The 14,053-nt window shown below is 37.0% G+C and carries 14 protein-coding genes and 2 pseudogenes; 11 read left to right on the forward strand and 5 right to left on the reverse strand.

The features are described from left to right. A pseudogene (locus tag EAL49_RS07950) lies at positions 1-189 on the reverse strand (hypothetical protein); the annotation flags it as partial. A gap of 116 nt (positions 190-305) precedes the next feature. Here EAL49_RS07950 and gltX point away from each other — a divergent pair. Continuing rightward, on the forward strand, positions 306-1,697 hold the full coding sequence (gltX, locus tag EAL49_RS07955) for a glutamate--tRNA ligase (protein ID WP_120829721.1): 1,392 nt from the start codon (positions 306-308) through the stop codon (positions 1,695-1,697). 116 nt (positions 1,698-1,813) lie between these two features. Here the strand turns inward: gltX and EAL49_RS07960 are convergent, their stop codons facing one another. The 3 genes from EAL49_RS07960 to modA are packed head-to-tail and all read right to left on the reverse strand — an operon-like array spanning position 1,814 to position 4,044. After that, the gene (locus tag EAL49_RS07960) at positions 1,814-2,611 is read right to left on the reverse strand and encodes an ATP-binding cassette domain-containing protein (protein WP_120829722.1); all 798 of its coding nucleotides are present in this window, start codon (positions 2,609-2,611) and stop codon (positions 1,814-1,816) included. Next, on the reverse strand, positions 2,608-3,282 hold the full coding sequence (modB, locus tag EAL49_RS07965) for a molybdate ABC transporter permease subunit (RefSeq protein WP_120829723.1): 675 nt from the start codon (positions 3,280-3,282) through the stop codon (positions 2,608-2,610). Before modB ends, EAL49_RS07960 begins: the two co-directional genes overlap by 4 nt. A gap of 21 nt (positions 3,283-3,303) precedes the next feature. Then, positions 3,304-4,044: a molybdate ABC transporter substrate-binding protein gene (modA, locus tag EAL49_RS07970; RefSeq protein WP_120829724.1), complete on the reverse strand. Its 741-nt coding sequence runs from the start codon at positions 4,042-4,044 to the stop codon at positions 3,304-3,306. Positions 4,045-4,266: 222 nt separating this feature from the next. Between modA and EAL49_RS07980 the strand changes: the two genes are divergently transcribed. The 10 genes from EAL49_RS07980 (at position 4,267) to EAL49_RS08025 (ending at position 13,939) form a co-directional block, all read left to right on the forward strand. Next, positions 4,267-4,827, forward strand: coding sequence for an outer membrane beta-barrel protein (locus tag EAL49_RS07980; RefSeq protein WP_000595790.1), 561 nt, complete (start codon positions 4,267-4,269; stop codon positions 4,825-4,827). Continuing rightward, the gene (locus EAL49_RS08500) at positions 4,811-4,993 is read left to right on the forward strand and encodes a hypothetical protein (RefSeq protein WP_120829725.1); all 183 of its coding nucleotides are present in this window, start codon (positions 4,811-4,813) and stop codon (positions 4,991-4,993) included. The genes EAL49_RS07980 and EAL49_RS08500 overlap by 17 nt, the downstream gene beginning before the upstream one ends. 152 nt (positions 4,994-5,145) lie before the next feature. Continuing rightward, positions 5,146-6,396 carry a cation:proton antiporter gene (locus tag EAL49_RS07990; RefSeq protein ID WP_120829726.1) on the forward strand — a complete coding sequence of 417 codons (1,251 nt, stop codon included), beginning with the start codon at positions 5,146-5,148 and terminating at the stop codon, positions 6,394-6,396. Between the two features lie 96 nt (positions 6,397-6,492). Then, positions 6,493-8,229, forward strand: a complete 1,737-nt coding sequence (locus EAL49_RS07995) for a M3 family oligoendopeptidase (RefSeq protein WP_120829727.1) — start codon at positions 6,493-6,495, stop codon at positions 8,227-8,229. Continuing rightward, the gene (locus tag EAL49_RS08000; RefSeq protein WP_120829728.1) at positions 8,214-8,702 is read left to right on the forward strand and encodes a hypothetical protein; all 489 of its coding nucleotides are present in this window, start codon (positions 8,214-8,216) and stop codon (positions 8,700-8,702) included. The genes EAL49_RS07995 and EAL49_RS08000 overlap by 16 nt, the downstream gene beginning before the upstream one ends. 11 nt (positions 8,703-8,713) lie before the next feature. Continuing rightward, entirely contained in the window at positions 8,714-10,201 is a 1,488-nt protein-coding gene (locus tag EAL49_RS08005) for a DUF5644 domain-containing protein (protein ID WP_120829729.1), read from the forward strand. Between the two features lies 1 nt (position 10,202). Next, on the forward strand, positions 10,203-10,517 hold the full coding sequence (locus EAL49_RS08010; protein ID WP_001865361.1) for a hypothetical protein: 315 nt from the start codon (positions 10,203-10,205) through the stop codon (positions 10,515-10,517). A 9-nt stretch (positions 10,518-10,526) separates the two neighbouring features. Then, positions 10,527-11,294: a TerB family tellurite resistance protein gene (locus EAL49_RS08015; protein WP_120829730.1), complete on the forward strand. Its 768-nt coding sequence runs from the start codon at positions 10,527-10,529 to the stop codon at positions 11,292-11,294. Between the two features lie 24 nt (positions 11,295-11,318). Next, entirely contained in the window at positions 11,319-13,214 is a 1,896-nt protein-coding gene (locus EAL49_RS08020) for a motility associated factor glycosyltransferase family protein (RefSeq protein WP_120829731.1), read from the forward strand. A gap of 47 nt (positions 13,215-13,261) precedes the next feature. Further along, entirely contained in the window at positions 13,262-13,939 is a 678-nt protein-coding gene (locus EAL49_RS08025; protein WP_120829732.1) for a type I restriction endonuclease, read from the forward strand. Here EAL49_RS08025 and EAL49_RS08505 read toward each other — a convergent pair. Then, positions 13,885-14,053, reverse strand: a pseudogene (locus EAL49_RS08505) (sodium/glutamate symporter); the annotation flags it as partial. The gene EAL49_RS08025 and the pseudogene EAL49_RS08505 sit on opposite strands and share 55 nt — an antisense overlap.

Here is a 14,053-nt window from a genome sequence, read left to right on the forward strand (position 1 = left end):
GATTTGGTTTTGAGCGTTAGAAATTATTTGGATGCGTTCTTGATTTAAAAAGGGGTTATTATGCTCAACGGCATGACTAATGGAATATTCAAAACCCACGCTCGCATACGCCCCATTTTCTTCAGCGATACAAAAAGATAAAAATAATAAGGGTAAAGATAAAGGAAATAAGGTTTTTTGAAATTGCATGGGTGATCCTATTAAAAATAATCTCAATGATACACTAATTTTAATAGAAAAAAGTGAAACCATTTTTAAGCCATTTTTGAATACAATAAGAGCATTTTATTTTTAAGGTTAGAATAATGAGTTTGATCGTTACGCGCTTCGCTCCATCGCCCACTGGCTATCTCCACATAGGAGGCTTAAGGACAGCCATTTTTAATTATCTTTTTGCACGAGCCAATCAAGGAAAGTTTTTTTTACGCATTGAAGACACGGATTTGAGCCGTAACTCCATAGAAGCGGCTAACGCCATTATAGAGGCTTTCAAATGGGTAGGGCTAGAATACGATGGAGAAATCCTCTACCAATCCAAACGCTTTGAGATTTATAAAGAATACATTCAAAAACTCTTAGACGAAGACAAAGCCTATTATTGCTACATGAGCAAAGATGAGTTGGACGCCTTGAGAGAAGAGCAAAAGGCCAGGAAAGAGACCCCACGCTATGACAATCGTTATCGTGATTTTAAAGGCACGCCCCCTAAAGGCATAGAGCCTGTGGTAAGGATTAAAGTCCCGCAAAATGAAATCATTGTTTTTAACGACGGGGTTAAAGGCGAGGTGAGAGTGAATACTAACGAATTAGACGATTTTATTATCGCCAGGAGCGATGGAGTCCCCACTTATAATTTTGTGGTTACCATTGATGACGCTTTAATGGGGATTACTGATGTGATTAGAGGCGATGATCACCTTTCTAACACCCCTAAACAAATCGTTCTCTATAAGGCTTTGAATTTTAAAATCCCTAATTTTTTCCATGTGCCGATGATTTTGAATGAAGAAGGGCAAAAATTAAGCAAACGCCATGGGGCCACTAATGTGATGGACTATCAAGAAAGGGGCTATCTTAAGGAAGCTTTAGTGAATTTTTTAGCGCGTTTGGGGTGGAGCTATCAAGATAAAGAGATTTTTAGCATGCAAGAATTATTGGAATGTTTTGACCCTAAAGATTTGAATTCTTCGCCCAGTTGCTTCAGCTGGCACAAGCTTAATTGGCTCAACGCTCACTATTTAAAAAACCAAAGCGCGCAGGAATTATTAAAGCTTTTAAAGCCTTTTAGTTTTAGCGATCTTTCTCATTTAAACCCCGCTCAATTAAATCGCTTGTTGGACGCCCTCAAAGAAAGATCTCAAACCTTAAAAGAATTAGCCCTTAAAATAGATGAGGTTTTAACCGCTCCTATAGAGTATGAAGAAAAGGTTTTTAAAAAACTCAATCAAGCGCTCGTCATGCCCTTGTTAGAAAAGTTTAAGCTGGAATTAAATAAGGTCAATTTCAACGATGAAAGTGCGCTAGAAAACGCCATGCACCAAATCATTGAAGAAGAAAAGATTAAAGCGGGTAGTTTCATGCAGCCTTTAAGATTAGCCCTTTTGGGTAAGGGGGGCGGGATAGGCCTTAAAGAAGCGCTTTTTATTTTAGGCAAAACAGAGAGCGTCAAAAGAATAGAAAAGTTTTTGAAAAACTAAAAAATTGGCTCTGTTTTCATTGGGTATTAAAATAAAAGAGTTTGATTTTAGCGGTTGTTATAAACAACTCCTTTTGAAAAATAAGAGGGTTTTAAGAGGAAAATGAAAAAATATTTCTAAAATTTTTTGTTTTGATTGAAATCAAGCTTAAAAGTTGGATTCAGACAATCTTTGGGCAAACTGATCGTTTGAGGAATGACCTCATAATGGCAATAATTTTCATCTTCAAAGAGAGGTTTTATCAATAAGCGGTTTGAAAAAAGCCGATTTTCTTGATTAGAATCAATAACGCCATTGTTTAAAAAGAGGAAAGTTTGCGCGAGTTTGGTTATTTCATTGGGGTTATGACTCACCAATAACACGCTTAAATTTTCACGCTTAACAAATTCAAGCAAACCTTGTTGCACTTCGTTTTTTAAGGCGTTATCTAGGGCGTTTAAAGGCTCATCTAAAAGTAATAAATTCTTGGCTGCGATTAAAGCTCTTGCTAAAGCGACTCGTTGGGCTTGCCCGCCAGAGAGTTGAGAAGTTTTTTGCTGGCTTAGATTTTCTAAACGCATTAAGCGTAACACTTCGTGGATTTTATTTGTATCTTTAGGGTGAGCAAAGGCGATGTTTTGATATACATTTAAATGCGGGAATAGAGCGTAATCTTGAAACACAAAGCCGATTTTTCGTTGTTGCGGTTTTAAAAAAATCTTTTTTTGAGTGTCTAGCCACACTGAACGATTGACTTCAATATAGCCGCTACTCACCGCTTCAAGCCCCGCTAAAATGCGTAAAATCGTGCTTTTACCCGCTCCCGATTCTCCTAATAAAGCCACAACTTCTGCTTCTTTAATTTCTAAGTCTATATTCAAATCAAACGCGCCCCTAGATCCTAAAAGGCGTTTTTTAAACCGCGCTTTTATCATAAAAACGAGCTTTGTTTTTTATTTAAAAATAGGGTAACAAATAAGAGGCTAAAACTGATAAGCGTGAGCGTTAAGGCGTATTGGTGGGCTTTAGGGTAATTGAGTGCTTCAGTTTCGTTAAAAATCGCAATACTAGCCACTCTTGTTTCCCCTAATATATCACCCCCAAGCATCATCACCACGCCAAATTCGCCTATAGTGTGCGTAAAAGTTGTGATGATAGCCATCAACACACTGGGTTTGATGTTAGGGAGTAGGACAAAAAAAAGGGTGTAATATTCCCCTTTACCCAAGCTATAACTGGCTTCTTTTAAAGAAGTGGGCAAGGAAATTAACGCACTTTTAATAGGGCTTACCATAAAGGGTAAGGAAAAAATCACGCTCCCTAAAATAAGCCCTTGAAAACTAAAAACGAGTTTCATGTTGAAAACATCTTGTAAAAACGCTCCCAAAAAAGAAGAAGGCGAAAAAATTAAAAGAAGATAAAACCCTAGCACGCTTGGGGGTAAAACTAAAGGCATATACACAAGCGTTTCTGTTAAACTCGTTAAAAGATTGCGTTTAAGGCTTAAAAAATAGCCTAAAAAAATCCCTATAGGGAGTAAAATAAGGGTGGTAATCAAAGCTAAAGAAAAGCTCAAACGCATGGTAATCAAAAACTCATGATCCATTGTTCGCCTTTTTTATGCGTTTTAATCCACAATATAGCCGTATTCTTTAAAAATAGCTCTAGCTTTAGGGCTGAATAAAAAATCTTTAAAGACTTTGGCTAAAGGGTTATTAGCCCCATTTTTAGTGGTAATCAAGGCTTGTTCAATAGGGTTATAAAGGGCTTTATCAATGATGAAATAAGAGAGGTTTTTATCTTTTTTATCCATCAAGGATAACGCTCCAAAGCCTATTTGAGCGTTTTTAGTAGCGACAAATTGATGGGCTTGAGAAATAGAAGCGCCATAAACGATTTTAGATTTAAGACTAGAAGTGAGTTTTAAATGATCTAAGACTTCCATACTGGCTTTTCCATAGGGGGCTAGTTTAGGATTAGCCATAGCGATATATTTAATTTTAGGGTCTTTAAGAATTTCTAAAGAATCCATTTTTAGATCTTCACTCCATAAAACCAACACGCCTTTAGCATAGACTTCTTCTTTAAAAGGGGTTATTTTTTCATCATGAAGCTTTTTAGGTCTAGTAATATCTGCTGAAATGAATAAATCAAAAGGGGCGTTTTGAGTGATTTGAGCGTAGAGTTTGCCTGAAGAATTAAAACTAATTCTAATAGCGTCTTTGGGGTGTTCTTTTTGAAATTCTTTAACAAGGGCTTTTAAAGCGCGTGTGAGATTAGCAGCAGCAGCGATTTTTAAATCCTGCGCTAATAGAGCGCTTGAAAAAAATACGATTAAAAAGGCAAACGCTTTGAAAGTATTTTTCATAGAACTCCCTTTGATTAAATTGAAGTTAGTGATTATACCTATTTGTATCTTAAAAATTTGTATTTTAAAAATTTGAGGCGGTTTGTTGGTGGGTGTATCCCACTTATCCATGATTTAATCAATATTTTCACTCTAAAACCCTCATCTTTGATAAAAAATTAAATCTTTTAGAAAAATAACCGATCTTAGGGTGTAACTTTAATTCAACAAGAAGGATTTATTATGATTAAAAGAATTGCTTGTATTTTAAGCTTGAGCACGAGTTTAGCGCTGGCTGGCGAAGTGAATGGGTTTTTTATGGGTGCGGGTTATCAGCAAGGTCGTTATGGCCCTTATAACAGCAATTACTCTGATTGGCGCCATGGCAATGATCTTTATGGTTTGAATTTCAAATTAGGTTTTGTAGGCTTTGCCAATAAATGGTTTGGGGCTAGGGTGTATGGCTTTTTAGACTGGTTTAACACTTCAGGGACTGAACACACCAAAACCAATTTGCTCACCTATGGTGGCGGTGGCGATTTGATTGTCAATCTCATTCCTTTGGATAAATTCGCTCTAGGTCTCATCGGTGGCGTTCAATTAGCCGGAAACACTTGGATGTTCCCTTATGATGTCAATCAAACCAGATTCCAATTCTTATGGAATTTAGGCGGAAGAATGCGTGTTGGGGATCGCAGCGCGTTTGAAGCGGGCGTGAAATTCCCTATGGTTAATCAGGGCAGTAAAGATGTAGGGCTTATCCGCTACTATTCTTGGTATGTGGATTATGTCTTTACTTTTTAATCCGTTCTTTCATTCGCTCTTCTTCATCAAATTAAACCCTAGCCAACTCTTAAAAGGTTGGGGTTCAAAAATCTTTTTCATAAATAGAAAGTTTGCCTTAACGCAGTATAATCCTAGCGTTTTAATTTTTATTTTACTAAACAGGGTGTTTGGTGTTGGCGTTTGAATATGGGTTTAGTAAGATTTAAATAATAAATTACTTATATATTTTTAATAGATATTATTTTATTCAATAGTGTTATTTAATGGATCAATTTAATAGGATAGTTTCGCTTTTATTTCTTTAAAACAAATTGATTCTACTGGGGAAAGGTTTTTATGGAAAACAGCACACTTTATATTGTTATTGCTGGCTTATGGCTTGCTGTAGGCTTTGGAATCTTTTTAAAGAAATTAGACATGCCGGTTATCATTGGTTACATTTGCACAGGAACGGTCTTGGCGGCTTTTTTTAAAATTAGTGATTTTAATTTGTTGTCTGATATTGGTGAATTTGGTATCGTCTTTTTAATGTTTATGATAGGCATTGAGTTTAATTTTGACAAGCTCAAATCCATCAAACAAGAAGTGCTGGTTTTTGGGCTTTTACAAGTGATTTTATGCGCTTTAATCGCTTTTTTAGTGGGGTATTTTATTTTGGGTCTTTCACCCATTTTTTCCCTTGTTTTAGGCATGGGGCTTTCGCTCTCTTCAACCGCTATTGTGCTGAAATTCTTTGAAGATTCCAAACAGCTTAGCACGCCTATGGGAAAGAGCGCGGTGGGGATTTTGATTTTCCAAGATATTGCAGCCATTCCCATGCTTTTAATTTTGACGATTCTAGGCAGTAAAGATTCTAATGTTAATTTACTCATTCTTAAAACCCTTATTTCAGCGGGGATTATTTTAGTTCTTTTGTTATTGCCTGGAAAAAAAGGGGCTAATCTCATCTTAGAGCAAGCAAAAGACACGCGCTTGCCTGAAATTTTTATAGGCACGATTTTAGTGATTGTTTGCAGCGCAGCAGGGTTGAGCCATTTTTTTGGGTTTTCTATGTCTTTAGGAGCGTTCATTGTGGGCATGGCGATTTCTAAATCGCGCTATAAAATCAATGTCCAAGAAGAATTTGCGCAATTAAAAAACCTCTTCTTAGCCCTTTTTTTCATTACGATAGGGATGCAAATTAATATTAGTTTTTTTATAGACAAGATCTTTGCAGTCATTTTCTCGCTCATTTTAGTGATGGGTTTTAAGACGGCTATCATTTATGCGCTTTTGCGTTTTTTTAGAGACTCTAAAACTGCCATAAAAACCGCCCTTTCTTTAGCGCAAATCGGGGAGTTTTCTTTTGTCATTTTTTTAAATTCAGGCTCGCACCAGCTCTTTAATTTGCAAGAAAAAAAAGGGATTCTTGGTTTTTTGCACCAAAAAAATATCTTAAGTATCGCTCAAAATGACATCCATCAATTCCTTATCCTTATGGTGGTCTTTTCTATGTTAGCAACCCCTTTTATTTTAAAATACCTAGAATCTATCGCTCAATTTATTTTGCACCAAAAGAGCCAAGAAAATGAGCCGGCTAAAAAATAATTGCGTAAAAACCAAATGATAAGTTTGCTTGTATTGTGAGTGTTATGTTAAAATACCAACATATTGAACTCAAACTATTAAACAAAAGGGGCTTTCATGAAAGAGCAAGAATGGGATTTAAGTGCTTTATTTGAAAATAAAGAAAGTGCAGAAGAATTTTTAAAAACCTTACAAACAGAAGCACAAGAATTTGAGAGTGCTTATCAAAATAACCTTAAGAATTTAGACACTACAAAATTTGCCAACGCTCTTAAACATTACGAAAATTTGTCAGAAAAAATCTCTAGAGCGATGGCTTACGCTCAATTACTTTTTGCTAAGAACACTAAAGAAGCGAAGTTTTATTCGCAATGCGAAATGGTTTGCGCGAATATCCAACAACACCTTTTATTCTTTGAAATTGAATTTAAGAACTTAGACGCTAAAAAACAGCTCGCTTTCATTAAAAAATGCAAAGACCATGCTTTTTATTTGAACAATCTCATAGAAAGGAAAAAGCACACCCTAAATTTAGATGAAGAAAAGATCGCTCTAGCCCTTTCACCTGTGGGAGTGGGCGCGTTTAGCCGTCTTTTTGATGAGCATTTTTCTTCTTTGAAAATCCCTTTTGAAGAGCAAAATTTAAGCGAGGAAGAAATTTTAGCCCTCTTGCACAACCCCAAACGCAAGATCCGTAAAAAATCTCAAAAAGCTTTCAGCAAAGCGTTAGAAAAATCCCGCCCTTTGCTCACTTACATTTTAAACATGGTGCGTAAAGATTTGCTCATTGAAACCAGGCTAAGAAAATACGACAAAAAAGAGAGTTTCCGCCACATTGACAACCAGATCTCGCAAGAGAGCGTGGATAGCATGATAGAGATTGTGAACGCTAATTTTTCCTTAGTGCATCGTTACTACCATCAAAAAGCGCAAATTTTAGGGCATAAACTCAAAGATTACGACCGCTACGCTCCTTTAAACGATGAGAGCATTACCATGACTTACTCTCAAGCTTTAGAAGAAGTGCTTAAAACCCTTAAAGCCTTTAGCCCTGAATTCCACAAAATCGCTTCTAAAGCAATTAAAGAAGGCTGGGTGGATTCACACCCTAAAGACTTTAAGCAAGGCGGGGCTTTTAGCCATGGCGGGGTGCCTAGTGCTCACCCTTATGTGTTGTTAAACTACACAGGAAACCGCCGAGACGCTTTCACTATCGCTCATGAATTTGGGCATATGATCCACCAAGAATTGTCCAAAAAACAGGGCGTATTGAACATGGATACGCCCTTAACCACCGCAGAAACCGCTTCTGTCTTTTCTGAAATGCTGTTTTTTGAGCATTTGAAAAAGGGTTTAAAATCTGATGAACTCCTTTTCATGCTGGCCGGCAAATTAGAAGATATTTTTTCTACCCTTTTTAGGCAAGTGGTGATGACTAATTTTGAAAGAAGAATCCATGAAATGGATGAAGAATTGGACACCAAAGATTTTGATCGAATCTGGTTTGAAGAAAATCAAAGAATGTTTGAAAAGAGCGTGAAACTCACTAAAAACTACCATTTGTGGTGGAGCTATATCCCCCATTTTATCCATTCGCCTTTTTATTGCTACGCTTATAGTTACGGACAGCTTTTAACTTTGGCACTTTATGGGCTTTATAAAAAAAGCGACGCTAAAGAGTTTGTTAAAACTTACACGGAATTTTTGAGCTTAGGAGGGTCAAAAAGCCCTAAAGAATTAGTATCCATGTTTGGCTTTGACATTGATAGCAAAGAATTTTGGGAAATTGGCATGCAAGAGGTGCGTCATTTGTTAGAAGAATTTGAAAGGTTGCTCGCATGCAAAGAGAATTAAGGCTTTTAAACAACAAGCATTGCATTGAATACTTGCAATTTCTGTCCAAAAACCATTTGAGTTTCAACCTTTTGTGCGAAAGAGATGCGATTGATTTTTCCCCCAAGCTCCCTAAAGAAATTCATGAAAAATTCGGCGCGTTAGTGCTGTTTGTTTTAGCCGGATACACCTTAGAAAGCTTGATGATTGATGCAAAAAGCGTGCAGTTTGAAGCCGGGTTTGGCCCTAATAACATTGGTAGCGTGGTTCAAGTAAAACTTCCTGGCATCATTCAAATCCTTGTCAAAGAAAAAAATGAAAATGCCGTTTTATTCAATCGTTGCGATTCGCTTGAATTGTTCCAAAAAGAAGAGCCAATCATACAAGAGTTAAGAAAAGACGAGCGGGAGTCTAAAGAATGGTTGGATTCTAAAGAGGCCCTTTTTTCCAATTCCAAAAACCGCGCGATTTTAGAAAATCTGCACAAAAGCTAAAGGAATCATTGATGAGCGTTTTGAAATTGCATGTAAAAGTCTTTCGTTTTGAAACCAACAAAGATTACAACCCTGCTTATGAGTCTTATTTTTTAGAATACCAAGAAGATCAATACCTTTTGGATCTTTTAAAACAACTCAAAGGCGTGAGCTATAATGAAAATATCGCGCTTAAAATCAACCAAATTGCGGTGTTTGAAGACGCTAAAGTGAGCGATTTGGTAGTGTTTTTTTCTAAAGAGTGGGTGCTAGATCCCCTATCCAAACGATACGCTTTAAAAGACTTAATGATTGATGAAAAGGCGGTTTTAAAAAACTATGAAGATTTTTTCAAACAAATTCCCTACATCACTAAAGGCGAAAAAGAAGAATTAGAAAAGTTTATTCAAATCAATTTTATCAACCCCCAAACAAACCCTAAATATTTGGGCGATGGCTTTTTCTTGTATGTTAAATGGCTGATGAAGCGCTACCCCACAGAGCGCAACCGGTTATTAGAGATGATTTCTCAGCCTGAAAGCGGCGTGATGAATTTTTTAAGCGTGGCGCATTACCTCTATAAAAACGATGACAACATTGACCATGAAATCTATGAATTGCAAGAAATCCTAACCAATTCCAAAATCAAGCCATGGAAAGATTTTTCTAAAAACCTTTTAAGCCTTTTTCAATACAACTCTAACCCCCCTAAAACGCCTAACCCCCCTAAAACTTGCGCGCTCTTTAACGCTTATGCGAAGCATTTAAACGCGCAATCGCTCCTAAAAAGCGCTAAGCTCTATTTAGAAAAAATGGGGCAAAAAATCATTGATCTGCCTTTTTGTTATGATGGGGGCTATTATGGGAAGATTATAAGCACGCATGATTTTCTCACCGCTTCTGCGTATAATCTGGCTCTAGCCAAAGCCAATGGCGTTTCGCTCATTTTTTGCGAAGAAGATGCGTATTTGAATATCTTGCATGCTAAAGAAGTTTTAGACAACAACCCTGAAATCATCGACTCCGTCAATGAAAAATTGAAAAAATACCAGCTTGTTTATGAAAAAAGCGTTGAGGTGGTCTATCTTAATGAGTGGGTTAATGAATTTTTGGCATGGGAATTGAAAAGCCCTTTTGAGGCGTTTTTGGGGGCTGAATTTTCCCGCATTAAACAAAGCGATCATTTTTTCAATAAAATCCGTTTAAAAGCCCCCCATTTTTTAGAGTCTTTTCAAAATTACGCCCCCCTTTTAGAAGTCAATGAAGCAAGCGGCTTACTCCAGTGCGCGCATTTACGCTATTTAGGGATTGATTTAGGGGCGGATTTTTTAATCGCGCATTCTTTAGGGCTTTTTTACGCTTTTGAAAATTTAAGCTTAAAAGCTTCAAAGATTTATAAAAGAGATAATGACAACACCCCCACTTTATTTTTACCTCAAATCGCGCTAATGGCTATGGGGGAAAAAAACGCACAAGCTTTAGGGCTTGATACGCATTATCACAAGGTTACTTTCATTTAAAATGAACGCTTTTTTAAAACTCGCGCTCGCTTCTTTGATGGGAGGGCTTTGGTATGCTTTCAATGGCGAAGGCTCTGAGATGGTTGCCATAGGGATTTTTGTGTTGATCTTGTTTGTTTTTTTCATCCGCCCTGTGAGTTTCCAAGACCCAGAAAAACGAGAAGAATACATAGAACGGCTTAAAAAAAACCATGAGAGGAAAATGATCTTACAAGACAAGCAAAAAGAAGAGCAAATGCGTCTTTATCAAGCCAAAAAAGAGCGAGAGAGCAGGCAAAAACAAGACCTTAAAGAACAAATGAAAAAATACTCATAAAGGAAAAAGATGGAAATCATTTTATTAATTGTTGCGGCGGTTGTGTTGTTTTATTTTTACAACACCCTCAAAGAATATTTGAAAAACCCCCTAAACCCTAAAACCAAAACCGAAGAATACGACTTGAAAAATGACCCCTATTTGTTGGTGCAATCCAGCCCCCTAGACAAATTCAAGCAAACCCAAGTTGGCGCGTATATGCGTCTTTTAAAGTTTTTAGACATTCAAAAAAACGCTTTGGATAACGCCTTAAGAACGCTTTTTATCCATGAATTAGAGCGATCTTTAAACACCGATCAGCAAAATTTAGCTAAAGAGCTTCTTAATGAGCCTGTGGATAAAAAAGAAAATTTTGAATCCTTATGCCAAGAAATCGCTGATCACACGCATGGGGAATACACCAAACGCCTGAAATTAGTGGAATTTCTGATGTTACTGGCCTATGCTGATGGGATATTAGATAGCAAAGAAAAAGAATTGTTTTTAGATGTGGGGGCGTTTTTGCAGATAGACAATCAAGATTTTAACGAGCTCTATGATAATTTTGAACGCTTCAATTCAATAGAAATCCCCATGTCTTTAGAAGACGCGCAAAATCTTTTTGAAATCCAAACTACCGCCACCAAGCAAGATTTAGAGAAAAAAGCCCTAAATTTAAGTGCCCCTTATTACCACAAAATGAATGACAACAAACGCTACAGCGAACAAGATTTTATCTCTTTGAAAAAGATCGCCCTCGCTTCCCAACTTTTAGAAAATGATTTAAAAGACTCATAGGGGTGTGATGAAAAAGGCTATTACATGCCCTTTTTAAAAGCCCTAGAATCTTTTGATGTGCCCTTTTTAGAAAAAGAAATTTCAAAGCGTTTTAGGGATAATTTAGTTTTTTTCAAATCTTATAATCCTAATCTTTTTAATGCTCTCAATACGCCTTTTAAAAATTACCAATTGCTTTTTGAAAAAAACCACTTCAATCTCTTACACACGCCCACGAACGCTTTAAGCTACCCTGAAAATCAAATGATAGAAATCGCTTTCAACATGGCTTCTAACCCCTTGAATAATCCCAGATACTCATTAGACAATAACCACCTCTCTTTACATTATTTAAAATCTCAAAACAACCCCAAACTCCCCCTAACCCTTAAAGCCACGCATGCGATCTTAAACTTTTTAGACAATCATCAAGCGCCTTGCTCTTTAAAGAAATTCTTACCCCCTACCATGATTTATGGCGTCTTAGACGGCTTGTTTTTGGCCATTTTACAGGCTCAAAATTACCGCTTCCATTCGCTTTATTTGTTTGAAGAAAATTTAGATTTGTTTAAGATCAGCTGTTATTTTGCGCGTTATGAAGATTTGATTACAAAAGGGGCTAAACTCTTTATTCAAGGGTTTTTTAACCCCAATGAATTGAAAATGGATTTTTTGAAACGCCCTGTCACGCATTCTTTTTTAAAGCTAGAAATCATGCCCTATAAAAGCGCTTTTAATTCACGCATGAAAGAAAACATTCAAAGCTATTACAAACAAGCCTTAAGGGGTTGGGGGAGTTTTGAAGACGAATTGCTAGGGCTAAAGAACACGCTCAAAAACTTACCCTTATACCAAACTCTAAAGATTAAACCTAAAAAGATTAACGCCCCCATTTGCGTGGTGGGTAATGGGCCAAGCCTGGATTTGCTGTTAGATTTTTTAAAAGAAAATGAAAAAAATTGCATCATTTTTTCATGCGGAACCGCTTTAAAGCCTTTGAAAGCGCATGGCGTTAAAGTGGATTTTCAAATAGAAGTGGAGCGCATAGATTATCTTAAGGAGGTTTTAGAAAACGCCCCCCTAGAAGACACCCCCTTAATGGGAGCGAACATGCTCAATCCTAACGCTTTTAATTTAGCTAAAGAAGCGTTGATGTTTATGCGCGGGGGGAGCGCTTGCGCGTATATAAGCCCCTTAAGCATAGAATACGCAGCGCCTTTTGTGGGTAATGCTGGGGTGGCTTTAGCGGGTTTGATGAGCGATGAAATTTATTTGTGCGCTTTAGATTGCGCTTATATCAAAGGGTTTAAAAAGCACGCTCAAAATTCCTATTATGGGGACGAAAAAGAAATTGACACTTCGTCTTTAATCAGCGTAGAGGGTAATGTTGAAGGTTATGAAACTTTTAGCGACTCGCTTTTTTTGCTCTCTAAAGAAAGGATTGAAGAAGCCCTTCATTATTATAAGCCTAAAAAAATCTATAATTTAAGCTATGGGGCGAAAATCAAGCATGCTGTTAGCCTTAATTACTCTCAAGTAAAATTGAAACAAATCAACAAACAAGACGCTATCGTTCGCATTAAAAGCATGTTTAGCCCTAGAAGTAATCATGCTAAGGATTTAAACAATTTACAAAAAAATCTTATAAGTTTTAAAGAAAGTTTTTTCACGCATTTAAACACGCCTTGTAAAACCAAGCAAGAAATATTTGAATGGGTGGATAGCTTGAGTGGGTTTTGCCAAACAGCCAGCGCTAAAACCCCCACTATAGGCATTTTATTTGAAGGGAGTGTCGCTCATATTTTACAAAGCGTTTTAATCGTTTCATTGCACCTTAAAGAAAATGAGCTTACAAATTTTATCAACCACTCTCAAAACACCTTAAAACAATTCCTTAAAAAAGCTTGTTTGTTATTGCAAATGCAGCTCAAACAACCATGATTTTTATTTTTACACTATAATAATAACCTTAAATCAAAGGGGTGTGCATGCCATACAATGAAATCACAAGGGTTCAAATCCCTGCCTTAATGCATTTAGCCAAGTTGGGCTATAACTTTATTTCTCAAAAAGATAAGCCTAACCTAGACACCGCCACCAATATTCTAACCGATAGCTTCACTCAAGCGTTTGAGCGATTGAACCCTAACCCCACTAAAAACGCACAAGATGTGCTGGCTGAAATGAAAAAACGCTTGAATTATGATGATTTGGGCAAAAGCTTTTATGAATACTTGCTCAAAAGCGAGTATCAAATCATAGACTTTGATAACCCTAACAACAATCTTTATGAAATGATGACCGAATTACCCTACAAATCCTTTAGGCCTGACATCACCCTTTTTATCAACGGCTTGCCTTTGGTGAATATAGAAGTTAAACAGCCTTTCGCCGGACAAGGCATTAAAGAAGAAAAAGTTCGCCATATCCAACGCTATGAAAACCCCGAAAACAAAATTTTTTATAACCTTACACAAATTTGGCTCTTTAGCGATAACTTACCCTATGATGAAAACAACCCCGATCAAGGCGCGTTTTATAGTGCTTCTTATTCGCCCATTTTCCAACGCTTTGTTGAAGCTAATAGACTAGATATTACCCCCCCCCCCCCCCCACACCCCAAAAAGGTAAAAACCCCCAAAAAAAGAACAAAAACCGCCACTTGAACGCTCAAAATAACCGCTAACGGCACAGCGAGTTTTAACAATTCCAATAAATTCACGCTCATCAAAGCGTAGGCTAAAAACAGACTCAAACTCACGTTCCCTATGACTGAAACC

Source organism: Helicobacter pylori (genome assembly GCF_003637665.1).
Lineage (GTDB): Bacteria > Campylobacterota > Campylobacteria > Campylobacterales > Helicobacteraceae > Helicobacter > Helicobacter pylori_CK.